Below are 23454 nucleotides of genomic sequence, written 5' to 3'. Positions count from 1 at the left end.
TTATTTTACAATTTGGCAAAATTCGATCTTTTCGTGATTAGGACCTTGAATGTTGAAGAAACGGATTCCGTTATCCCAGAAAGTAGGGATTGATTGGATTTCATCGTCTAAAACATCGAAGCCTTGTTCTTTAGCGGCTGCGAATGCTTTATCAACATCAGTACAGTTCATTGAAATATGGTTGATAGAACCATTTTCCATTGCAACTGGATCGCCTTCCCATGTTTCAACGGTTAGGTTACCATATCTCATGAAGGCACAACGGTTTTCACCATTGTGGAATAAACCAGCTTGATCAAAACCAAGTGATTTGTAAAATTCGATTGTTTTGTCTAAGTCTTTTGATGGGATACCTACGTGTTGTAGTCCATCAAAGTAATCGTTTAAAGCCATAATTTAAGCCTCCAAAAAATTAGTCAGAAACTTTAACAACACATTTACCAGTTAGGTTTGAAGTACCATTTAGGACACTTTCAACGTCTTCTAGTGAGATGATGTTATCAATAATCTTTTCAACATTAACTTTACCACTTTGTAGTAGGGCAATAGCATCTTCGAATGAGTTAGGGTTGATGAATGCACCTTGGATAGTTAATTGTTTCTTGAATACTTCGTATGTGTTCATGCTGAATTTTTGATCTGGAGCACCAACACCGAACATTAATACTTGAGCACCCTTAACAGTTGCTTCGATTGCTTGTTCTTGAGTAGCTGGTTGACCAACGGCTTCAATAACAACGTCATATTCGGCTGGAATTTCTTCCTTAGTAGTGTTGATAACACGGTCGATGTTTAGCTTTTCTTTTTCAGCAGCTAATTTGTCATCATGACGACCAGTTAAGTCAACTTCTTTAACACCGTATGAACGTAGTAATTGTGCAAAGATTAGACCCATGTAACCATCACCAATAACTAGAGCTTTTTGGTAAGGTTTGATGTTTAATAAGTCCATACCGTGAACGGCACATGAGATAGGTTCACAAGTAGCAGCTGACTTCAAGTCAACGTTGTCTGGTAACTTGTAAACAACTTGGGTTGGGGCAGTGAAGTATTCTTCTAGACCACCATTTCTAGTAACACCAACGGCTGATAGGTTGTCACATAGTTCTGGACGAGCTGTACGACAGTAGTCACACTTACCACAGTAGATGTTAGGGTCAACAGTAACACGGTCACCAACTTTAAGATCAGTAACATCTGAACCTACAGCTGAGATAACACCTGAGTTTTCATGACCTAATACGATTGGAGGAACAGCGTCAGCTGAACCTGGTAGACCATTGTATAGTGCGTAGTCAGTACCACAGATACCAGCGTATTTTGCGTTGATAACAACTTCATTTGCCTTTGGTTCTGGCATTTCAGTGTTTTGGATTTCTAATTGTTTCTTGCCTGTTAAAACTAATGCTTTCATAATTCAAGATCCTTTCCAAATTGAATTTTAAGTATTATTTTTTATGAAGTTGTGAATTAATTAAGACTTTCACAAACTTACAAGTATTATAATAACTCATTTTTAAAAAAATGAAAGTGTTTTGATGAAATTTAATTCTTAAGTTTATATAAAAGGCACGAAAAAACGGCGTATAACGTTGATATAATAACGTTTTACGCCGTGTAAATTTTTTTATAAAAATATTCAATCAATTCAATTTTAGATTGTGTAAAACTGAACTTATTTAACTTCGTGCTTAATCAAAGCATCAGCCAAAGCGAAGTTTCCGTAGGTTGCAGAGCCGTTTCCATCAAGGGTTGGAGTTGAAATGTATTCTTCTAGGTTCTTAATGTCAATATAGCCATTTAATAGCTTAGAAAATTCCGATCTAACCTTTTTGAGAAATTTTTCACTAACTACGCCACCACCAAAAATAATCTTGGCAGGTCTGAAGGTTAGTGTTGTTTGCAATGCAGCTTGTGCTACGTAGTAGGCCATGATGTCCCAAACGTGGTTAGTTTGCGCAACTTCTTGCCCCTTCATACCTAGACGGGCTTCGAATGTAGGTCCACAGACTAGTCCTTCAAGACAGTCCTTGTGGTATGGACATATTCCATCGAAATCCAGGTCGTCTTCGTGACGTTTTAACTTCACGTGACCCATTTCTGGATGGCCCATGTCTCCTACAAATTGTCCGTTAATGATGATTCCAGCACCGACACCTGTACCGATAGTGTAATAAACCAAAGAATCTAACCTTTGGCCGCTATTTTTTAGATTAACGTATTCTCCGAACACTGATCCGTTAACGTCAGTTGTCCAATACATTGGAATATCAAATTCCTCTTTAAATACTCCCAAAAAGTTTTCATTTGACCAACCAGGCTTGGGAGTTTCGGTAATGTAACCGTACTTGGTGGAATCTTTTCTAATTTCAATTGGGCCGAATGATGAAATACTTAGTGCTGCTAAATCTTCAAATTGTTTGAAGAAGTCGATAGCCTTACTAAAGGTTTCAACAGGGGTAGTGGTAGGAATTACCAAACTATCTAAAACTTGGTAGTCAGTGTTACCCACGGCACAAACGAACTTTGTGCCTCCAGCCTCTATGCTTCCCAGTAACATAAAGTTATTGCTCCTTATTTATATCTTCTTATCTTATCTATAAATCGGTTTTAAAAATTTTTATCTAAGATTTTAAGTTTTGTTTTTAATGTTTTTTAATTTTAGTTATCACTCTCTAATTATGATAAGTTTTAACAGACTAAATGTCAAAGTAAAAATGCTAATTGGTATAGTAAATATACGACGTATGATAAGATTTATTATTATGAATGTTTATAAATAGAAAGGGTAATTTTAGATGAGAAGAGTACTATACATATTTCTTCTAGCCTTTATTGGCGGTATTTTGCGTGGATACTTCACGATTTTAGCTGGCGATGATCACTTTATCGCAACCATCATAATTAACTTAATTGGTGCGTTTGTCTTAGCGTTTATCACTGGTGCACTTCCTTATTTAATTGAGATATCTAATGATTTAATGACGGGGCTAAGTGTTGGCTTAGTTGGTGGGTTTACCACTTTTTCAACATTTTCATTCGACAGTGTCAATTTGTTTTTAAACCACAAAATTGGTATAGGTCTTTTATACGTATTAGTGAGTCTAATCGGAGGTTTAATATTAGCTCAGATTGGAAATAAATTAGGCCAAAGCTTTGAAAATAAGGAGGATCAACTATGATTGAGAGTGTTTTAATCGTTGGTTTGGGTGCCGCAGTTGGTTCTCTAATCCGTTTTGGAGTTACCAATGGACTAAAGAAGATGTTTTCGAAAAACGCCTTTCCAGTGGCGACTTTCTTCATTAACATCACTGGATCGTTTCTGTTAGGATTGGTTAATGGACAGCTATCTAAAAATACTTTTATCCTTGCTTTTTCTATTGCAATTCTTGGTGGATACACCACCTTTTCTACCTATATGAATGAAACAGTACAATTGGGTACCAAGAAAAAGGTCATGGCATTTGCATACTACCTATTAAGTGCATTACTAGGGATTCTGGCAGCATTACTTGGATATTTAATATAATATTTTATTAAATTTCCGTATTATGTATTAATAAATGTATAAATCGTATAATTATGACATTTAAAACTAATAGAAATTTAATTTGAAAGATTACACGGACTACAATAAAATTAATGATGGTATAAGATCAGATTATGTGCTCGTGATTCGCGAGTTTTGACCAAATTGGTGGGGGGTGTCCCCTTCTACTAACTTTAGCTTCCAAATTTACTTGTAAGCAGGTGTACCTGTAAACTGAGGGGCGCTGTCGAAATGAGTGATCTTATACTTTTTTTGTACTCTGGGGGGATTTTTTTGTTTAAAGATGTAAAAAGCGTAGAATCTTTATCTAGATATATAGGTGTTAGTGTTAAACTAATAAATTTTGTGGTTTATTTTAAGGGCGTAGATTCTTTTTATGAGGAATTCTCTTTACCTAAGAAAAGTGGAGGTAGTAGGTTTATATCATGCCCGAAGGGTCCGTTGAAGAAATTACAAAAGAAATTACAAAAAAAGCTTTCTGAGGAATATGATAATAAATATGGCTCATTTAATGTATCTCAAGCATTTATCAAGAAAAGAAATATAATGTCTAATGCTAAAGTACACAGAAATAAGAAGTTTATCCTAAACTTAGATATAGAGGACTTTTTCGATGAATTTAATTTTGGTAGAGTGTATGGGTATCTTCAGAAAAGCAATGATTTTAAAATGAATAAGCAACTTTCGGTAATTTTGAGCAAAATATTTACATACAAAAATAAATTACCTCAGGGATCCCCTTCTTCCCCTGTATTAACTAATTTTATTTTTAGAATAGTTGATTTTAAGATTTTGAAACTTTCAAAAAAATACAAGCTAGACTATACGAGATATGCTGATGATATGACATTCTCTACCAACGATTCCAACTTCAAATATAGGTATATTAACTTTGTAGAAGAATTAAAATTTTTACTTTATCGACAAGGATTTAAAATTAACAAAAAGAAGACAAGACTTCAATTTTCTTCTTCTAAGCAAGAAGTTACCGGTTTGGTAGTTAACAAAAAAATTAATGTTTCCAGAAAGTACTACAGAGATCTCAGAGCTCAAGCCTTTAATCTGTACAGTGACGGGAAATATTTTATAGACGGTAAAAAGTTTGATAAATTAAATAAACTTGAAGGTAGATTTGCTTTTGTAAATCAAGTGAAACGTTATAATTTTTTAATTGAATCAAGAAAATATGCAAGAAAAAGTAAGGAATACAGCAATTTCATAAAATCAACGACTAAGTATAGATATGAACCTTATTTGGGCGGATTTGATGAGCAATATCGAAAATTTCTATTTTATAAATATTTTATTCACGGTTCTAAACCATTAATTTTTGTTGAGGGTAAGACAGACATTAGATATATAAAGGCTGCAATGATGATGTATTATAATAGATATCCAGAGCTTATTAGAAATAATAATGGAACTTTTGAGTTTAATATTGATTTTTTTAAGAGAGGAAACGAAGATTTATTAAAAGAAAACTATAAACGTAATGAGATAGACTATAGCATTAAAGACTATTATTTGGGACTGTCTGACGATGGCGCAAGTGTAATGAGTAAAATAGTTGAATATTGGGGTATTGCATTAGATAAGAAGACAAAGGAAAATAAAAATTATTATGATTATTTTGTAAATAAACTAGGTAACAAAAGTAAGAAAGTCATTTTATTGTTTGATAATGAATATCTCGATAAGAAAAATAAACCACTACGTTCCTTTTTAAATCATGTTTATGGTAATAAAGCAACAAGTCAATATAGAAAACTTATTTCTGAAGGGAAATTAGTGATAGCTGATAATCTTTATTTGATAACTTTAATTAAAGATAAAAACTATAAAAAAGAGTTAGAAAACTATATTGATGATCATATCAATGATAAAAATTTTAAAGGTAATAATGATTTATCAATAGACATTGAGAATTTAATAGATTTGTCAACTATAACAATTAATCAAAAAACTTTTAATAGAAACGCAAATAAAGACTCGGATAAAGAATTTGGAAAGCAAACATTGTCCAAATATGTTTATAAACACTACAATACTGTTGGTTTGAGTGGATTTATTCCTCTATTAGACCAATTAAAGGAATTTTGTAAATAACTAAAAAGAGACCTCCGCAGAGGTCTCTTTTTATTTGTCTTATTATTCGTTTAATAGCCAGAAGAAGATGATGAAGATTACACCTAGCACGTACATTAGTGGGTGAACTTCTTTTCCTCGTTTAGCAGCCAACATTGAGATTGGGTATACGATGAAACCTAAAGCAATACCATCTGAGATACTGTAAGTAAGTGGCATACCTAATACAATCAAGAATGATGGAGCAGCTAATTCGAACTTGTCCCAGTGAATATCACGTAGGGCGTTAGCCATTAGAATACCGATAACGATTAATGCAGGAGCAGTAACTTGATCGGTAATTACACCAAGTAGTGGTGAGAAGAATGTTCCTAGTAAGAAGAAGATACCAGTAACGATTACTGTGAAACCAGAACGACCACCAACGGCGATACCTGCTGATGATTCAACAAAGGCACCCATTGGAGATGAACCTAGTAGAGAACCACCAACCATGGCTAGTGAGTCAGAACCTAGGGCACGGCCGATACGTGGGATTTTGTTGTCCTTAATGAAACCAGCTTGTTTAGCTAAACCAACTAGAGTACCAGTGGTATCGAAGAAGGTAACTAATAAGAAGGTAAATACAACAATCCATAGTTGTAATGTGTTGATATCAGTAACGTGTGAAATTGCAGTTAAGAAGATTGGTTTGATACTTGGAACGCTTGAAACTACGTGAGTTGGTAAAGCGATTAATCCAGTAACCATACCTAAGATAGTAGTAGCAACCATACTAATGAAGATAGCTGCAGGAACGCGGGCACTCATTAATACAACGGTTAGGATTAAACCAAAGATAGTTAACCAAGTACTACCAACGTGAAGTGATCCAAGCGTTACTAGAGTTGCCTTGTCAGCAACAACTAGGCCACCTTGGTTTAAACCAAGAAAGGCAATGAATAGACCAATACCACCGGCAATGGCACTCTTTAAATCAGCTGGAATAGCGTCGATGATTGTTTCTCTTAGCTTGAACGCTGTTAAAATCATGAAAATAATAGCTGCGATAAATGTACCGGCTAGCGCTGTTTGCCAAGGAACCTTCATACCCACACAGACTGAGTAGGCGAAGAAAGCGTTAGTACCCAAACTGGTAGATAAAGCGATTGGGTAGTTAGCGATGATTCCCATTAAGAAACATCCAAGAGCGGTTGCAAGTGCTGTTGCAGTGAACATGGCACCCTTATCGATACCTGAAGCACTCATAACGTTTGGGTTTACGAATAGAATGTAAACCATTGAAACGAAGGTAGTTAAACCAGCGATGAATTCAGTACGGTAGTTAGTACCTAGTTCATCAAAATGAAAGAAATTAGCAATTCCCTTTAACATGAAACATTCTCCTTTAATGTTCGTATTTATTAATATTATACGTATATATTACCATATTTAGAACATAAGTCCACTAAAAAGCGAACTATTTTAGATAAATTTAAACAAAAATTGACGTTTTATGATAAAAAAACTCCAATGTTGGAGTAAAATCCGAACATTGGAGTTAAAATCGATTAGATGTTTCTAAAGTCATTATCAATTTGTGCATATTCATCGTCACTTAGTGAAACGTTCAATGCTTTGGCATTGCTTTGTACTTGTTCTGGACGCTTTGCACCTGGGATAACAACAGTAACGTCTGGGTTCTTGATGTACCATGCTAATACTAATTGAGCAGTGGTAATACCATGATTGTCAGCAAGTGGCTTTAGGTTGTTAACCTTTTCAACGATCTTTTCGAAACGTTCACCGGTGAAGTCAGGGTTACCGTGTCTGATATCATTTTCAGGGAAGTCGACAACTTCTGAGTACTTACCAGTTAATAAACCAGATGCTAATGGGAAGAATGGTACGAATGAAATGTTGTTTTCACGTAAGTAATCGAACATTTCAGTTTCAGCATCACGGTGTAATAGACTGTATTGATCTTCAACAACATCAACTAAGCCGTCTTTGTTAGCTTCCTTGATTTGATCTAGTGAGAAGTTTGAAACACCGATTGCCTTAATCTTACCTTCTTGCTTCATTTCGTTTAATGCAGCAACCGCTTCATCCTTTGGAGTTTGGTCGTCTGGGAAGTGAATGTAGAAGATATCGATGTAGTCAGTTTGTAGACGCTTCAATGCATCGTCTACAGATTGCTTTAAGAATTGTGGGTTATTGTTAATTTTTACATCGCCGTCTGATGTGTCTTGAGCGGCCTTTGTAGCAATAACGAACTTGCTTCTGTCGTAGCCCTTAATGGCTTGACCAATTAGTTCTTCTGAATGACCCATACCGTATGCAAATGCAGTATCTAATAGGGTGATTCCGGAATCTAGACCGGTCTTTACGATTTGAATACCAGTTTCATCTTTTAAGTTTGGGAATAAGTTGTTACCACCAATCGCATTGGTTCCTAAACCAAGTGGGGTTGATTCTACGTTTGATTTACCAATTTTTACCATGTAAAAAGGCCTCCTCAAATTTTTTATACGTTCAATACAATTATGAACCCTAAACGCCGATTTTTAAACCATTTGGCGTTAACTTAAGCATTAATTTTTGATAAAATAAATTTAATGAATGAAGGAGGGTTAACCATGAAAAAGGTTTTGATTATTGGTAATTTTCATCAATTGGGCAAAAAGGTCTACGATAAATTATCAAATCAATATGAAGTAAACTTACTAGATGGCATCGATTTCGAGGATGTTAGTGCATATGCCGACAATTTGACAGGCGTAAACGTTATCTACACATTCTTGGGGCCACTTGATGTCGATCTACAAATCGGAGCGGTCATCCAAGCATTGGACCGCGTTAACCCACCACTTGACCAGTTTATTATGTTATCAACGGCCGGTATCGATAATGAATTAACCGAAGAAGTGACTTATCCGGATGTGGATAATAATAAGGAATATTTGAATCAACAAAGATACGCCGTTAAGTTGGTTGACGAATATGAAATTCCATACACCATCCTAAGACCGGTCGAAATCGTTGATGAACAAACAGGTGAATTGGACGTAATTGATGAAGGAATCTCAATGCAATACGGTCGTGTTTCTGCGGATAATGTTGCAAACACTGCCGTGAAAGTAGTAGAATATCAACAATTTATCAATCAATCCATTGGATTAATCGAAAGATAAGTGAGGTGCTTAAAATGGCATTACAATTAAACAAAGAACAATTGAAACAAATCAAACAACAATTAACTGACACTCAAAAGGAATCACACTTGGTAATCTTCAAGAGTGTTTCACCAAAGTCTGGCGGTGAAATTCACATGATTACCAACTACGGAACTTTTGAAACTCTCCAAAAACAACGTCCAGAATTAAAGATGGAAATTGTTAGAGATATCGTTCCAGTTACCGATAGTTTGGCTTACTGGGCGGTTGCACAAGACACTGCTAGTCATTTACAACCAAACGATCCAAACGCTGCTGAGGTTGCATTACAAGTGGAACAATACACTAACGATGTGTTAGCAGATAACAAGTTGCCACAAAATAAATAAAAATGTTTCACATGAAACGAAGCCACACCAATAAATGGTGTGGCTTTTTTGTATGATTCTACAAGTCGTATGTATAATGTTACAAATTCATCCAGATTTGCTTATTAAAAGGGCGATAAATGCTAGTATTATCAACAATTAAGTGGGATAAGTATAAATTATGAAAATGGGAAAGCCGAATGGAGGCATTTCTATGCATGATAAAAACAAGAAAAACGCTGATGGAACAATTCGTTCGCTAAGTAATCGCCATGTCCAAATGATTGCGATTGGCGGGACCATCGGGACAGGGTTGTTTTTAGGTTCAGGTAGTACTATTTCAAAGACTGGACCATCAGTATTATTGGTCTATTTAGTAACTGGCTGTTTATTCTTTTTGATGATGAGAGGAATCGGAGAAATGTTTTACTCTGATCCAAGTCAGCATACTTTCGTTGCATTTATTACTAAGTATTTAGGTCATACTGCTGGGTACTTCACCGGATGGAGTTACTGGATTGGTTTGCTATTTGCCAGCATGGCCGAATTATCAGCAATCGCTACATATGTGAACTTTTGGTTTCCACACATTCCGGCATGGCTAATCGAAGTCGTCTTTTTAGCCGTCTTAGCGACATTGAATATCATTGCCGTTAAGGTCTTTGGTGAAGCAGAATTCTGGTTTGCGATGATTAAGGTGATTGCCATTGTTGCATTGATTGTTACCGGTATTTTCATGGCGTTCTTCCACGCCTCGACACCGGTAGGACACGCTTCATTTGGGAATATTTTTGATCATTTTACAATGTTTCCTCATGGGTTCTTTAATTTCTTTGCCGCATTCCCAATGGTATTTTTCGCCTTCCAAGGAATCGAATTCGTCAGCATCACGCTTGGTGAATCCAAAGATCCAAAGACAGTCGTTAAGAAGGCTGTTAATGAAACCCTATGGAGAATTTTGATTTTCTACATTGGGGCATTATCAGTAATCATGGTGGTAATTCCATGGACAAAACTATCTCCTACTAACAGTCCATTCGTTCAAGTTTTCTCAATTGCAGGATTGCCAGCAGCAGCGGCTGTAATTAACTTCGTGGTATTAACATCAGCTGCTTCTTCATTGAACAGTATCATCTTCTCAGCAGGTCGTCATTTGTACCAACTAGCTAAGGATACTCATACCGATGGATTCATTCATAAAAACCTAACTCACGTTTCTAAAAACGGGATTCCAATCGCCAGTATTGGTTTGACCGCAGCTTTAATCTTGATTAACCCAATCCTAACGGTTACTCATAGTGTTTCATTCATGTTCACTTTAGTTGCCGGTGCAACCAGTGATATGTGTATTATCGTTTATCTATTTACCATGTTTGCGCATCGTAAATACAGAAAGTCAGCCGACTTCTTGGATCATGGATTTAAGATGCCTGCTTACCAATTTACAAGCCCACTAACAATTTTATTTTTTGTATTCATTTTCGTTAGTTTGTTCTTCATTCCAGGGGATGAAGTCGGAGCAATTAGTGCAGTAATTTGGACAGTTGCATTCTATGCAGGTATCGGTATAAAACGCCTTATTTCCCGTTCTAATGCATAATTGAGCGCTTTTGTATGATATTACAACCGCATTGTGACATTTGCCAAAACTCCTTTAGAGCTATTGTCATCTAGAAAAATGATGATAATATTTTCAACAATCAAAGTTAAGTTGATCAACGAATAAATCAATAAGCTTAAAAGGGGGAATCTTTATGCAAGAAAAAATCACAAAAAATGCGGATGGTACACTTCGTTCACTAAGCAACCGTCACGTTCAGATGATTGCGATTGGTGGAACCATCGGAACCGGGTTATTCCTTGGATCTGGCAGTACCATTTCAAAGACGGGACCGTCAGTAATGATAGTGTACCTAGTATTAGGATGTTTCTTCTTTCTAATGATGAGAGCAATTGGAGAAATGTTTTACGCCGATCCTTCCCAACACACTTTCGTATCATTTATCTCTAAATACCTTGGAACAACTGCTGGATACTTCACTGGTTGGAGTTACTGGTTAGGACTTTTGTTTGCCAGCATGGCTGAACTAACTGCCATTGCTACATACTTTGCCTTCTGGTTCCCAAATGTTCCATCGTGGATTGTCGAAGTTGCCTTCTTGGTTGTCCTAACAGCAATTAACTTAATTGCTGCAAAACTATTTGGTGAAGCTGAATTCTGGTTTGCAATGATCAAAATTGTGGCAATTGTCGCATTGATTGTAACTGGAATTATCATGGTATTTTCACACACATCAACACCTTTGGGACATGCATCAATTAGCAATATTACTAATCATTTTACTTTATTCCCACATGGATCATTTAACTTCATTTCTGCTTTCCCAATGGTATTCTTCGCATTCCAAGGGATTGAATTCGTAAGTATCACCCTAGGTGAATCAAAGAACCCACACAAAGTTGTGAAGAAGGCTGTTAACGAAACTCTATGGAGAATTATGATCTTCTACATTGGAGCGCTAGCCGTTATCATGGCCGTTATTCCATGGACCTCAATTACTCCAGATAAGAGTCCCTTCGTTCAAGTATTTTCACTTGCTGGACTACCTGCAGCCGCTGCTATTATTAACTTCGTTGTATTAACATCAGCTTCATCTTCGCTAAACAGTATTATTTTTTCTGCTGGACGTCATTTTTACCAACTAGCTACTGAAGGACGTAAGGAAGGGTTCATGAACAGACACTTCGGTAAGGTTTCTAAAAACGGAATCCCAAGTGCTGCAATTCTAATCTCGGCTGCTCTAATCTTCATTACTCCAATCATGAGTGTAAGTAACAGCGTGAGTTCTGTATTTACAATCGTGGCTGGATCATCAAGTGACATGTACATCATTGTTTACCTACTAACAATGGTTGCTCACAGAAAGTACCGCGCATCAAACGACTTTTTAAGCGATGGTTTCAAGATGCCTGGATACGCAATTACCAGTCCTTTAACAATCCTATTCTTCTTCGTCATCTTCGCGAGTCTATTCTTTATCCCAGGTGACGTCGTTGGAGCAATTGGTGCAATTATCTGGTCAATCGTTTTCTGCGGAGCTCTATATCTAAAGGAAAGAAGCTCAAAAGCATACGCCTAAATAAAAAAGAGTTAACCATTTTGGTTAGCTCTTTTTTAGTGGTTATTTAAATATTCTTCGTATAGTTTATTTTCCTTACTGACTAAGTCAAAAGCAGTTATAGTATCTAATTTTATTAAATTATTTTTCTCTGTTATTTCACTTTCAAAAGTTTGTTGATACCTTTCTTCATCTAAAACGATGTGATTGTTGTCATATGCGATTATGTTTCCTTTATGGAAGTTTTCATCAACACTTGTACAAAGTGATATAACTTTTCTGTTACTCAAGAAAGCTTGGATAATATCATCCAGTTTTTTATTACACATACTACTCATTTCCTTTTTCAGCTTAAAAGGATCGTATATATTATTCTTTTTATTACTATTGACGTAATGGGTAAATACGTTTGTATAGTTGGTGTCTGAAGATATTTTAGAAATATCGCTTTTTAGTAATAATGTATATGAATCTAAAAGTCCGGAATCATCTATAGTTTCAACCAATAGATAATTATCTTTTTCTGACACAATAATTCCCAGAATAAAATCTTCAAACTCGAAGTTATCTCTAGATTTTGAGTATATTTCCAAAAGATCATTATTATCAATATGTTTCTTTATATTGCTATCAATCAAATAAATTAGCTCCTTTATTAATGGTGAATTAAGTATAATTTGGTAGCCATTCTGAGTTGTTCACTATCTGAAACATCGTTTAGGCTCATGTTAAGTAGTTTTTCTAGCTTCTTTAATCGGTAAACGGCGGTGTTTCTGTGAATGAATAGATCGTTGGCAGCCATTGAAATCGATTGATTGTCTGCATAATAATAGGAAAGCAATTCGATTAGTTCATCTTTTTCGTCTTCCTTTAAGTTTAAAACAGGACCGAGGATGGCATCGACAAACATGTCGGCTTCTTTCTTTGGTACTAGGCTCAAGATATCTTCAACCTGTTGAGGGATGAATTTATTTGGTTTCAATATGTTTTCACGTTTAGCGACGTCTAATGCTTCATCAGCTTCGCGGAGTAACTTCTTGAATTGAATCAGTGGCTTGGCATCGTCGGTGTATCCGATTTGCGCCTTTGATTCCACAAAGTTTTCGTGGATGAACTTACTTAGTTCGTTTAATAGCGGCAACAAATTTTTCTTAGTTTTGACCAAAATGAATGGTTTGAAATGCCATGAAATCAATATGATTGGGATTTGTAGTTTTTCGAAGTACCAGTAGATATAGTCATTAACTCGGTGCATATCTTCCTGATGGTGTCCGGTATCAACAGAATTGATTTCGTCGATTTCAAACGCCTTATACATTGAATTGGAGTCTAGGCCGTTTAGTTTCAAAGTATCTTCGAAAGCATTTTCAGGTAAATTTTGTGTCAGAATACTGTTGAATAATTCGTTGCGACGTTGTCTCACTTGATTTAAATTAATGCTGACCTGCATGTTTTCTAGACTTAGTAGGTTGACCATGTTTTCAATCAATAATTGAGTACTTAAATCTTTAGGCATTTTCATGGAAAATACCACAAATCTGCGGGTAAACTTATCCATCGTCTTTAGTGGATAGATACTGTATTTGTCTAAAAAGGTTACCGGTTCGGTTAGTTCGATGAGTTTTAAATCATGAATTACAGATTCGAAGAGGAATGCATCCATCTTTGCGTTGTCACTATACGAACGAAGGCGACCGAAAACATCCATAATATATGCGTCACAATTTATTAAATTTGCAATATGGGTAAGGATTTCGTCATCGTCTTTGCTGGCTAATATGTATTTTGATATGTCTAAAGTATCATTCATGATTTTCTTTAACTGTTCAGCTTCACTATTTGATGGCATGGGCATTCCTCCTAATTTATGTTTTTATTGTGACTAATATTACCATAATAAATTAGATATTAAACAGAAGACACTCCATGCTTGTGTTATTTACGTTGATGTTCTAAAGTGATATGCTTAAGGCTAACATTAATTTTGGATTAGAGAGAGGTTATGTAAGATGAAAAAAGTTGTTCTCGTAATTGTGGCATCGATTGGTATCTTGGTAGTGGCAGTTCTTGCCTTTAACATTTACAAGCAATCTGATTTCAGTGTGAAAAATGAATATTACGGTATCGTTCAAAACGATAAAAGTTTGAAGAAGGTTTGTAAAGAACCAGAAGTTATTAAGTTCATTCAAAAACATCGTAAAGAACATCCGGAATTTACTGATAACCAAGGGTCGGGAAAACTTTTATACTACGTTGTTACATATAGAAACAAATCTTTAACCATTGGTGTTGACGGAAGAGTCGACAGTAGCGGAACTAAGATCACCAAAATTTTTAATGATAATGATTTAAGCAAATAAACAAAAGACACTCCTAAACAGGAGTGTCTTTTTGATCTATCTAATAAAGTTAACAATTGATTGAATAATGTGGGGAAGCTTCAAAAAGATGTTTGAAGGTTCGATATGTAATAGGGTTAAGTGAAAAGCAATTGAATTAGAAATCATTTCGGCGATTCCATGAAGTAAAGCAAAAATAAATTGCACGACAAACACTCCTATAAATTTTATTAATTTAATTCTAATTCTATTATGAAAAAATAACAAGTTAAGAAAATATAAAAAAAACTCCAACCGAAGTTGAAGTTTTTCATTTGGATTAATAATTTTAATTGTCGTATTTCGAAAATTGTAGGAGTAGCGGGCAGAAATTAACCTTGGTCGTTGTGTAAACGAGGATCAGCTGGTTTAACTTCTGGGATACCACCCATAGCTTCTGGGTTTTCTTGGTAAGTGAACTTTTGACCGTCTTTAGCAACTTGGCCTTCAAATTCGCGTGAACCTTCACCATCAGAGAAGTTCATTAGAACGTGAGCGTATTCGCTGTGTTCAATATCGTGCATGTTACCAGGAACGATAACACCATATTTTTCTTCTAGTTCTTCTTGAGCCTTCATGAATTGTAGTTGATGTTGAGTTTCACGAGCTAATAGGAATTTCAACATGTCACGAACACCTTCGTCATCAGTCATGTCGTATAGACGACTAACTTGTAGACGAGCTTGTGATTCACGAACAACGTTGAAACGCATGTCAGCAACTAGGTTACCTGATGAAGTAACGTAACCAGCGTTCCATGCAGCACCGTTAGGGTTATTTAGACCAGCGTTTAAACCATGAACTAATGCATGTTCTGGGTCCATACCTGAAAGTAGGGCAGCCTTAGCTGGGTCATTCTTCATTTCTTCAGTAGTCATAGTAGTTGGTGCACCTTCTAATAGGTAACCAATCATAGTTGAGATCATTTCAACGTGACCAATTTCTTCAGTACCAGTGTCTAATAGTAAGTCTTTGTACTTTTCGTCACCAGTTGATGACCAACCTTGTGATAGGTATGACATCATACCAGTAGTTTCACCCCATTGACCACCTAGGGCTTCTTGTAGACGACGAGCCATAATTGGATCTGGACGATCTGGCTTAGCGTTGTATTGTAGTTTACGAGTATGTCTGAACATAACAGTACCTCTTTCCTTAGATGTTCAAGGCGGTAGACGATTTTTAAAACCCAAGTCAGAGCTTTATCCCAATAAATAAAAAATCGATCCTATATTACATCTTAATTGTTTTTTATTGCCCAAAATATCCATACGTTTTGTATTAATATTTTGTGTACGATTTAATATACCACAACCGAATAACTGCACCAAAGATTATGACTCGAAAAATCCAAACTTTTTTCAATTAAAAAATTATCGTTTGCATAAACGCCGACTTAATCATCTTTTGGAGAATAATTAAATGTTTGAAAAGTCTGACACATGTTTTCACGTATTATATAATTAGACTATTAATTCATGAAAAAGGGGTAATGAAATGTCTTTACAATTTATTTTGGGAACCGCCAGCTATGATCATGAAGAAGTCATCGTTGATTCACTAAAAGAATCAATCAACAATCACCCTGATGATGAATTTTTCTATCTAGTGCCTAACCACATTAAGTTCGAATCCGAAGTGCAAGCTTTAAAGGACTTAAACACCAACAACGAACCAATCTATGCCGAAAGTAAGTTCCAGACTTTCTCCATTACCCGACTTGTCTGGTATTACATGAAGAATAACCAAGAATACCAAAAGACAAGACTAAGCGACTCCGGTATTAGCATGCTGATCTACCAAATTTTAATCGACCACCAGGATGAATTGACCGTCTTTAGGGGTGAAACCGGCCAACCTGGGTTTATTCAAAAATTAGCTCAACAAATCAGTGAAATGCAAGCCGGCCAAATTTCTGCCGACAACCTTGAAAAAATCGTTGAAAACAATGACAAACTAAACGCTGGATTACGCGATAAAATGCATGATTTTATCATCATTTACCGCGCTTTTGAGGAACAAACTCAAGGAATCTACCTATATAAATCAGACGTTTTAAACCTTTTCTGTCGTTTTATCGAAAATGATGAACTAGACTTATCCCGCAGTCATTTCTACTTCAATGGCTTTAACCAATTTACCGCCCAAGAAGCCAAGCTAGTCGAACTACTAATCAAGCGTTCTGCTGGGGTTACCATTGGTTTGAACTTGGATCGCAAGTACCCCGACGAACTACCACAAGGTCCTAACTTATTTTTCCAATCAGCCAAGTGGTACAACCGTTTTTACAATATTGCCCGTGCCAATAACGTTCCCGTATTAGTCGATAAGATGGCCAAGAATCTTCGCGTGTCTGATGATTTACACAAGCTAGATACATACTGGGCACAATCCACCGGACTAGGCGATATCGACAAGAGTTCACTAAGCAATCCTGACAGCATTCAGGTCTACCGTGCCGACAGTCCGTTTGCTGAAGTGGAAAATATCGCGGTGAAGATTCGCCAAATGGTCGCTCATGGTGGCTACAAATACTCCGATTTCTTAATCTTGACTCGTCACTTGGACAAGTACCAAAACGTAATCAAACCAGTATTTAAACTACTCGACATTCCCGCGTTTAACGACGTTACCAAATCAATGGAAGACCATCCATTGGTCGAATTAATCGATGCTCTTTTCAGTCTAGAAAACGGCTCTCGTAAGTACCAATACCAAGACGTCATGCGTTTATTAAAGACCGAATTAATGGTCCCAGGTGATGGCAACGGTAACTTTATTGAAGGTGACGATTACCGTCAATACGTTGCCTTAACCGAAAACTTGGTACTAAAGAATGGTTATGAAGGCTCTCGCTGGACTCAAAAGGAAGACTGGCAATACGCATGGCTGTCAGACAGTGATTTTGGTGTTCAAGCTGACAGAATGCGCAATATTTCTGGGAAGATTAACGTGATTAGACACTTTATTGGTGATAATTTCCCACCATTCTTCAAGAAGATGCGAAACGCCAAGACGGGTCAAGAAGCTGCTGCCACATTATTCCAATTCCTAGTTGACATGGGAGTAGTTAGAAGACTAAAGCAATGGCGTAACGACTCCATCTTAAAGGACAATCTATTGGATGCGGCGCAACCAGAACAGGTATGGCAAACATTCTGTAATTTATTGGACGACTACGTTTCAATTCTAGGGAACCGTGAATTTGTTGCCGACGACTTTTTGAGTCTTCTTCAAAGTGGATTCTCAGGTGCCAACTACTCACAAATTCCTTCCACATTGGACCAAGTTGCCATTTCTGAAAGTGGAATCGTTCAAATGAACAACCGTAAAGTGGTCTTCATGATGGGTGCCACTGACGAAGTAATGCCCGATAAGATTACCAACGAAGCACTATTTAGTGACGCGGACCGTGATGATTTGCGTGACTTCTTTGACGATGACCAATACTTGCGTGAAACATCTGAAAACCAAATGGCCAACGATCCATTCCTAAACTATCTAGCATTCCTATCAGGTAGTGAAAAGCTAATCTTTTCCTACAGTCTAGGCGATAGTGACGAATCTTCAGTTGCCATCTCACCATACGTTTCCAGAATTGCGGAACACTTCGGCATTGATATCCAACACATTCCCAGTCATCCAACCGCTGATGCCAAGGATATCTACGAATATGTCGGAACTTATCGTTCAACGCTTCGTCACCTGGTTCAAGCCAGCCAAGACGCCAAACTAAACAATTCTAATTTGGCCCCAGCATGGCAATATGTATATAACAAACTAGATCAAAACCTAAACTACCGTGACTTAACCAACAAACTATTGGGTGGTTTAGACTACAACAACACACCAACACAATTGTTGCCAGAAATCGTTACCGGTTTATACGGGGATAAAATCAATACTTCCATCTCTAAGTTGGAACAATTCTACAGCAACCCATACGAATACTTCTTGCGCTATGGTTTGAAACTAAAAGAACGTGATGTCTTTGACCTATCACCAGCAAGTACCGGTCAGTTCTACCACGAATCAATGGACCACTTGATGCGCATTGTGAACTCAGAACATATCGACTTGGAAAACTTGGATAAACAAGCAATCAACGAATTGGTTGATACCGTTGTGGCCAAGATGTTAGAAGATCCAAATGACTTCCAATACACCATTTTGAGTAGTTCTAGTCGAATGAATTACATCAAGAATCAATTGATTAAGACCGTTAAACACACAATCGAAACCATTCAAAAACAAAGCAAGTACACACCAATGCGTGCGAAAAAGACCGAAATATCATTCGGTCAAGTTGGTCACAAGGATGACTTAAAACCACTTAGTTTTGAATTGCCTAAGAGCAACGAATTAACGACCGCGAAGTTAGTTAACGTCCGTGGTCGAATCGATAGAATCGATTCAATGAACGTCGACGGCAAGAATTACCTAGGAATTGTCGACTACAAGTCCAGTGAACGTAAGTTGGACTTCTCCCGTGTATACGACGGAACTTCCATGCAAATGATGACCTACATCGATGTGTTAGCGCACAACCTAGGCATCATTGATGAAGAAGAAAAGGCCGCCTTGGCCGGTGCCGTTTACATGCACATCTACAATCCTAAGTACACCAAGGATGACTTGAAGAAGTCATTTGAAGAAGCGGTATTAAGCAAACAAAAATACCAAGGAATTCTAGTAAACGACGGTGAACTATTGGATAAGATTGATAAGACCATCGAAGATGACAAGTACGGTTCATCCAACGTTTATCCACTGAGAAAGAAAAAAGATGGTAGTTTCTACAAGTCCAGTCCAATCGTGCAACCCGAAGACTTAGACCTATTGCTATCTCACAACGAGGACCTAATCAAGAAGGCCGGATTAGAAATCTTTACTGGAAACATCGATTTGAAACCAGCGCGCTTTGGTCAAAACCAAGACGCAATGCAATTTACACCTTATCGTTCAATCATGCAGTTCGATCCGCTATTGAATGAAAATAACTACAGAGATGTGCCTAACTACTCGTTAGAAGACGTCTTGAAAATGCTAAGGGGGGACAATCAATAATGGAATACACAAAGCCACAAAAAGAAGCCGTTACCGGACATTTTGATGAAAACGTCCTCGTTTCAGCCTCAGCCGGTTCTGGTAAGACCCGTGTCTTAGTTGATCGTGTTATCAACAAGTTGTTACACGACCGCGTCAACATTGATGAAATGCTAATCGTTACCTTTACCAAGGCCGCTGCCAAGGAAATGCGTGACCGTATTCAAAAGGCACTTCAACAAGAATTGAAAAAAGCCACTGACTCCGACGTTAAGGCATTTTTAGTGCGTCAGTTACGTCGTTTGCCAGTCGCTGATATTTCAACAATGGACTCATTCTGTCAAAAAATCGTCCAAAGTTACTACTACATTATTGATTTGGACCCTAACTTTAGACTGTTGGCGGATCAAACAGAAAGCCAAATGCTAAAAGAACAGGTCTGGGATTCAGTTCGTGAAGATCTATACGCCAACGATAGTGATGGGCTATTTGCTCAATTGACCGAAAACTTCTCCAATGACCGTTCCGATGATGGGCTAACCGACTTAGTATTTAGAATTTACGACTATGCCAACGTAAACCGTGACCCAATTGAATGGTTGAAAAATACCACTAAGATTTACGATATCGATGGGGATGATTTGATTCATTCCGACTTTTACCAAAACAATCTACTACCATTCATTCAAAATGATTTAACACAACAACGTCTATCTTTTGAATCTGCTAAACGCATTGCTGACGAAAATTTGATGGAAAAGGAAGCGGATGCCGTTCAAGTCGATATCGATAATATCAATGGTCTATATGACATGTTGCCTGATTCCGATTGGAACGACATTAAGCAAGCCTTTGAAGATATCAAGTTCAAGGCTTTCCCACGTGTTACCAAGGACTATGACGACATCGCCAAGGGACTTCATGACCGTATCAAAGACATTCGTGACAACGCCAAGAAGGCGGTTCAAAAACTACCTGATAAATACTTTGCATTAAACGAAGAAGAAAACCTTTCAGTAATGAAGGCTTCCAAGCAATTAATCGAGAAATTGATACAAGTTGTCCTAGCATTCACAGATAGCTATCAAAAGGCTAAATTGAAGCGTCATTGTCTAGAATTCATTGATGTGGAACATTATGCCTACGATATCCTATCTGGCTCAGACGGCGAATCTAAGGCTGTCAGAGTGAACCTCCAAAATCAATATAATGAAATCATGGTCGATGAATACCAAGATAATAATCGTCTACAAGACGCGATTTTATCAACATTGGCGAACCCAGAACACAGCAATATGTTCATGGTGGGAGACGTTAAGCAATCCATCTACCGTTTCCGTCTAGCCGATCCATCAATGTTTATTGAACGCATGGATAGCGAAGATGGCCACACCATTGTCTTACCCGATAACTTCCGTTCCGCAGAAAACATCGATGACTTCATCAACTTAGTTTTCACCCAAACAATGGACAAACGAGTTGGTGAAATTGACTACACCGGGGATGCCAAACTAAAGGCCGGTGCGAAATACTATCCAGACGAATTACAATCCAATGTTGATGTGATGATTTACGAAAGTAAGGACGACGAAGAAGAACCAATCGACGACCAATTCCAAGTCCAAGACAGTGCGCATGGCCAAGTCGAAATGGTCGCCCAAAAGATTAACGAAATGGTTGAAAAGCAGCTACCAGTGTTTGACCGTGACAAACAAGTGATGCGTCCAATTCAATACTCTGATATCTCAATTATTTCTTCGACGAGAAATAACAACCTCATCATTTCCGATATCTTTGGTTCATACAACATTCCAGTCCTAATCAACGGGGCGCAAAGTTACTTCAAGACCACCGAAATTCAAATTATGATGTCGATGTTATCAATCATCGATAATCCATACCAAGACATTCCGTTGGTGGCGGTATTGCGTTCGCCAATGGTTGGTTTAAATGAAAACCAATTGGCATACTTGAGAATTAACCAAAAGACCGGTGATTACTTCAATGCCGTAATTAATTTCTACGACAATTACGAAAACATGGATCACTCCGAATTTGGTGACCAAGTATTCTCACGCGTGAAGACATTTGTCGAACAATTAAAACACTTCAGAGATGTTGCCCAACAACATGCGATTGTTGATTTAATCTGGGACATCTATGAAACCACCGGATTCCTGGATTACGTTGGAGGGATGCCTGCTGGAAGACAACGCCAAGCTAACTTACATGCCCTATACGAACGTGCATATGACTACGAACAAACTAGTTTTAAGGGATTATTCCAATTCGTTCGATTTGTGCGTCGCATGCAAGAAAGAAACGAAGACTTGGATGAGGCCAATGCTGATGACAACCAAGACGCAGTATCAGTAATGACCATTCATGGTAGTAAGGGACTAGAATTCCCTGTCGTCTTCCTAATGGATGCCTCACATGGTTTCAATAGACAAGACAGCAATAAGGCCTACATCCTAAATGATCATCTAGGACTAGGAATTACCTACACCGACCCTGAAACTAGAATCAAACAAGATTCATTGCAACGCCAAGTGGTTGGTGCAATCGAAAACCAAGGCTTATTGGCCGAAGAAATGCGTAAACTATACGTTGCGTTAACCCGTGCTGAGCAACAATTATTCATCGTTGGTGCCAGCAAGAATGAAAACGACAGAACTAAGGTCATCGATGCCTGGAACAAGGCTGCCAGTGGTGACACCTTACTAGTCGATGCCGCTTTAAGAAGTGGTGCCAAGAGTTACCTAGACTGGATTGGACCTGCATTGGTCCGTCATCCTAACTTTAGAAACAAGTTCGGTGACGACGTTACCTATAAAGGTTTAGATGATGATCAGACTAACTTTGATGTTGAATTCGTGAATGCAAACGACCTAGCTCAACACAGCCCATCAGGCGACAGTGCGGTTAGTGCCAAGTGGTTAAATCACATTGTTGAAAGTGCCAAGAAGATGGTGCCAAAGGATATCAATGTTGATGATGTTGACCAGGTCTTGGACTTCACTTATCAAAATCAAGTTGCGACCCATACCACTGCTTATCAATCAGTTTCCGAAATTAAACGACTATTTGAAGATCCGGATAGCATTCAATTGGGTAACTATGATGAACATTGGCAAGAAAACAATAAGCAAAAGAACATGTACGTCAGTTCAAACTTCACGGTTCCTAAGTTCATGCAATCGGTTGTCAAACCAAGTCCTGCTGAAGTCGGTACTGCCACCCACTTGTTGCTACAAGAGGTGCCATTGGACCACAAGCCAGAAGTAGGAGACGTGGTAGGGATGCTACAACGTTTAGTTGCCGATAAAATCGTTACCCCAGAAATCGCTGACTTAATTCAAACCCAAGAAGTTATTAATGTGTTTGACAGTGAATTAGGACTACAAATGCTGGCTCATCCAGAAAGAATTCATCGTGAAGCACCATTCTCGATGCTAATGGATGCCAATCTTGTATTCCCTGGTTTTGACGCCGATTCACCAGAAAAAATCCTAATTCACGGGATTATTGATGGTTATATCGAGTTAGACGATGAAGTCATCTTGTTTGATTACAAGACCGACTACGTTCCAAATGATAGTGATAGAAGTATTGATAAGGCCGTTAAGAAGTACAAGGGTCAAATTAACCTATATGCTAAGGCGTTGGAAAACATCTTGCATAAACCGGTTACTGATAAATTTATTTATCTACTATCAATTAATAAACCAGTCAAAATTAAGTAAAAAATAA

At 37.4% G+C, this 23454-nt stretch carries 19 protein-coding genes; 10 read left to right on the top strand and 9 right to left on the bottom strand.

Annotation, left to right across the window (positions count from 1 at the left end; translation table 11 throughout):
• From RZ78_RS07095 to scrK, 3 genes are all read right to left on the bottom strand, one after another.
• Positions 1 to 393: a VOC family protein gene (locus RZ78_RS07095; protein ID WP_053795955.1), complete on the bottom strand. Its 393-nt coding sequence runs from the start codon at positions 391 to 393 to the stop codon at positions 1 to 3.
• A 19-nt stretch (positions 394 to 412) separates the two neighbouring features.
• The gene (locus RZ78_RS07090; protein ID WP_034532357.1) at positions 413 to 1414 is read right to left on the bottom strand and encodes a zinc-dependent alcohol dehydrogenase family protein; all 1002 of its coding nucleotides are present in this window, start codon (positions 1412 to 1414) and stop codon (positions 413 to 415) included.
• A 261-nt stretch (positions 1415 to 1675) separates the two neighbouring features.
• Positions 1676 to 2560: a fructokinase ScrK gene (gene scrK / locus RZ78_RS07085; RefSeq protein WP_054608586.1), complete on the bottom strand. Its 885-nt coding sequence runs from the start codon at positions 2558 to 2560 to the stop codon at positions 1676 to 1678.
• Positions 2561 to 2798: 238 nt separating this feature from the next.
• Between scrK and RZ78_RS07080 the strand changes: the two genes are divergently transcribed.
• From RZ78_RS07080 to RZ78_RS07070, 3 genes are all read left to right on the top strand, one after another.
• The gene (locus RZ78_RS07080) at positions 2799 to 3182 is read left to right on the top strand and encodes a fluoride efflux transporter FluC (protein WP_054450884.1); all 384 of its coding nucleotides are present in this window, start codon (positions 2799 to 2801) and stop codon (positions 3180 to 3182) included.
• Positions 3179 to 3529 carry a fluoride efflux transporter FluC gene (locus RZ78_RS07075; protein WP_054608585.1) on the top strand — a complete coding sequence of 117 codons (351 nt, stop codon included), beginning with the start codon at positions 3179 to 3181 and terminating at the stop codon, positions 3527 to 3529. The genes RZ78_RS07080 and RZ78_RS07075 overlap by 4 nt, the downstream gene beginning before the upstream one ends.
• A 294-nt stretch (positions 3530 to 3823) precedes the next feature.
• Complete coding sequence (locus RZ78_RS07070; protein WP_191978855.1) at positions 3824 to 5656, top strand: retron Ec67 family RNA-directed DNA polymerase/endonuclease; 1833 nt, start codon at positions 3824 to 3826, stop codon at positions 5654 to 5656.
• Positions 5657 to 5698: 42 nt separating this feature from the next.
• Here RZ78_RS07070 and RZ78_RS07065 read toward each other — a convergent pair whose 3' ends face one another.
• Positions 5699 to 7009 carry an NCS2 family permease gene (locus RZ78_RS07065; protein ID WP_054608583.1) on the bottom strand — a complete coding sequence of 437 codons (1311 nt, stop codon included), beginning with the start codon at positions 7007 to 7009 and terminating at the stop codon, positions 5699 to 5701.
• A gap of 176 nt (positions 7010 to 7185) precedes the next feature.
• A complete protein-coding gene (locus tag RZ78_RS07060) occupies positions 7186 to 8118 on the bottom strand; it encodes an aldo/keto reductase (RefSeq protein WP_054608582.1) in 933 nt (310 codons plus the stop codon).
• 135 nt (positions 8119 to 8253) lie between these two features.
• On the opposite strand from RZ78_RS07060, the gene RZ78_RS07055 reads away from it, so the two are divergent.
• The 4 genes from RZ78_RS07055 (at position 8254) to RZ78_RS07040 (ending at position 12298) form a co-directional block, all read left to right on the top strand.
• Complete coding sequence (locus tag RZ78_RS07055; protein WP_054608581.1) at positions 8254 to 8808, top strand: NAD(P)-binding oxidoreductase; 555 nt, start codon at positions 8254 to 8256, stop codon at positions 8806 to 8808.
• A 14-nt stretch (positions 8809 to 8822) separates the two neighbouring features.
• On the top strand, positions 8823 to 9179 hold the full coding sequence (locus RZ78_RS07050) for a hypothetical protein (protein WP_034532328.1): 357 nt from the start codon (positions 8823 to 8825) through the stop codon (positions 9177 to 9179).
• A gap of 193 nt (positions 9180 to 9372) precedes the next feature.
• A complete protein-coding gene (locus tag RZ78_RS07045; RefSeq protein ID WP_054608580.1) occupies positions 9373 to 10758 on the top strand; it encodes an amino acid permease in 1386 nt (461 codons plus the stop codon).
• A 154-nt stretch (positions 10759 to 10912) separates the two neighbouring features.
• On the top strand, positions 10913 to 12298 hold the full coding sequence (locus tag RZ78_RS07040) for an amino acid permease (RefSeq protein WP_054608579.1): 1386 nt from the start codon (positions 10913 to 10915) through the stop codon (positions 12296 to 12298).
• Positions 12299 to 12333: 35 nt separating this feature from the next.
• Here RZ78_RS07040 and RZ78_RS07035 read toward each other — a convergent pair whose 3' ends face one another.
• Positions 12334 to 12915, bottom strand: coding sequence for a hypothetical protein (locus tag RZ78_RS07035; RefSeq protein ID WP_054608578.1), 582 nt, complete (start codon positions 12913 to 12915; stop codon positions 12334 to 12336).
• Between the two features lie 17 nt (positions 12916 to 12932).
• A complete protein-coding gene (locus RZ78_RS07030; RefSeq protein WP_054608577.1) occupies positions 12933 to 14126 on the bottom strand; it encodes a PucR family transcriptional regulator in 1194 nt (397 codons plus the stop codon).
• 160 nt (positions 14127 to 14286) lie between these two features.
• On the opposite strand from RZ78_RS07030, the gene RZ78_RS07025 reads away from it, so the two are divergent.
• Entirely contained in the window at positions 14287 to 14637 is a 351-nt protein-coding gene (locus RZ78_RS07025) for a hypothetical protein (RefSeq protein WP_054608576.1), read from the top strand.
• 36 nt (positions 14638 to 14673) lie between these two features.
• Here RZ78_RS07025 and RZ78_RS07530 read toward each other — a convergent pair whose 3' ends face one another.
• Both RZ78_RS07530 and RZ78_RS07020 read right to left on the bottom strand, forming a co-directional pair.
• Positions 14674 to 14823 (bottom strand): hypothetical protein, encoded by a 150-nt coding sequence (locus tag RZ78_RS07530; RefSeq protein ID WP_155443317.1) that lies wholly within the window; start codon positions 14821 to 14823, stop codon positions 14674 to 14676.
• A gap of 164 nt (positions 14824 to 14987) precedes the next feature.
• Entirely contained in the window at positions 14988 to 15794 is an 807-nt protein-coding gene (locus RZ78_RS07020) for a manganese catalase family protein (RefSeq protein WP_053795941.1), read from the bottom strand.
• Between the two features lie 358 nt (positions 15795 to 16152).
• On the opposite strand from RZ78_RS07020, the gene RZ78_RS07015 reads away from it, so the two are divergent.
• Positions 16153 to 19722 (top strand): PD-(D/E)XK nuclease family protein, encoded by a 3570-nt coding sequence (locus RZ78_RS07015; protein WP_054608575.1) that lies wholly within the window; start codon positions 16153 to 16155, stop codon positions 19720 to 19722.
• Positions 19722 to 23447, top strand: a complete 3726-nt coding sequence (gene addA / locus RZ78_RS07010; protein ID WP_054608574.1) for a helicase-exonuclease AddAB subunit AddA — start codon at positions 19722 to 19724, stop codon at positions 23445 to 23447. The genes RZ78_RS07015 and addA overlap by 1 nt, the downstream gene beginning before the upstream one ends.
• Positions 23448 to 23454: the final 7 nt, after the last annotated feature.

The sequence above is a fragment of the Apilactobacillus kunkeei genome (assembly GCF_001308195.1).
Taxonomy (GTDB): Bacteria; Bacillota; Bacilli; order Lactobacillales; family Lactobacillaceae; genus Apilactobacillus; species Apilactobacillus kunkeei_C.
Note: the sequence above shows the minus strand (reverse complement) of the source record. Positions and strands in the feature narration are given on the sequence as shown.

Bases quoted from the DNA above. Each gene is read 5' to 3' on its own strand.
- RZ78_RS07045 (WP_054608580.1), top strand. From the start codon at position 9,373: ATGCATGATAAAAACAAGAAAAACGCTGATGGAACAATTCGTTCGCTA.
- RZ78_RS07055 (WP_054608581.1), top strand. From the start codon at position 8,254: ATGAAAAAGGTTTTGATTATTGGTAATTTTCATCAATTGGGCAAAAAG.
- RZ78_RS07030 (WP_054608577.1), bottom strand. From the start codon at position 14,126: ATGCCATCAAATAGTGAAGCTGAACAGTTAAAGAAAATCATGAATGAT.
- RZ78_RS07065 (WP_054608583.1), bottom strand. From the start codon at position 7,009: ATGTTAAAGGGAATTGCTAATTTCTTTCATTTTGATGAACTAGGTACT.
- RZ78_RS07080 (WP_054450884.1), top strand. From the start codon at position 2,799: ATGAGAAGAGTACTATACATATTTCTTCTAGCCTTTATTGGCGGTATT.
- RZ78_RS07075 (WP_054608585.1), top strand. From the start codon at position 3,179: ATGATTGAGAGTGTTTTAATCGTTGGTTTGGGTGCCGCAGTTGGTTCT.
- RZ78_RS07020 (WP_053795941.1), bottom strand. From the start codon at position 15,794: ATGTTCAGACATACTCGTAAACTACAATACAACGCTAAGCCAGATCGT.
- addA (WP_054608574.1), top strand. From the start codon at position 19,722: ATGGAATACACAAAGCCACAAAAAGAAGCCGTTACCGGACATTTTGAT.
- RZ78_RS07040 (WP_054608579.1), top strand. From the start codon at position 10,913: ATGCAAGAAAAAATCACAAAAAATGCGGATGGTACACTTCGTTCACTA.
- RZ78_RS07060 (WP_054608582.1), bottom strand. From the start codon at position 8,118: ATGGTAAAAATTGGTAAATCAAACGTAGAATCAACCCCACTTGGTTTA.
- RZ78_RS07015 (WP_054608575.1), top strand. From the start codon at position 16,153: ATGTCTTTACAATTTATTTTGGGAACCGCCAGCTATGATCATGAAGAA.
- RZ78_RS07095 (WP_053795955.1), bottom strand. From the start codon at position 393: ATGGCTTTAAACGATTACTTTGATGGACTACAACACGTAGGTATCCCA.
- RZ78_RS07050 (WP_034532328.1), top strand. From the start codon at position 8,823: ATGGCATTACAATTAAACAAAGAACAATTGAAACAAATCAAACAACAA.
- RZ78_RS07025 (WP_054608576.1), top strand. From the start codon at position 14,287: ATGAAAAAAGTTGTTCTCGTAATTGTGGCATCGATTGGTATCTTGGTA.
- RZ78_RS07090 (WP_034532357.1), bottom strand. From the start codon at position 1,414: ATGAAAGCATTAGTTTTAACAGGCAAGAAACAATTAGAAATCCAAAAC.
- scrK (WP_054608586.1), bottom strand. From the start codon at position 2,560: ATGTTACTGGGAAGCATAGAGGCTGGAGGCACAAAGTTCGTTTGTGCC.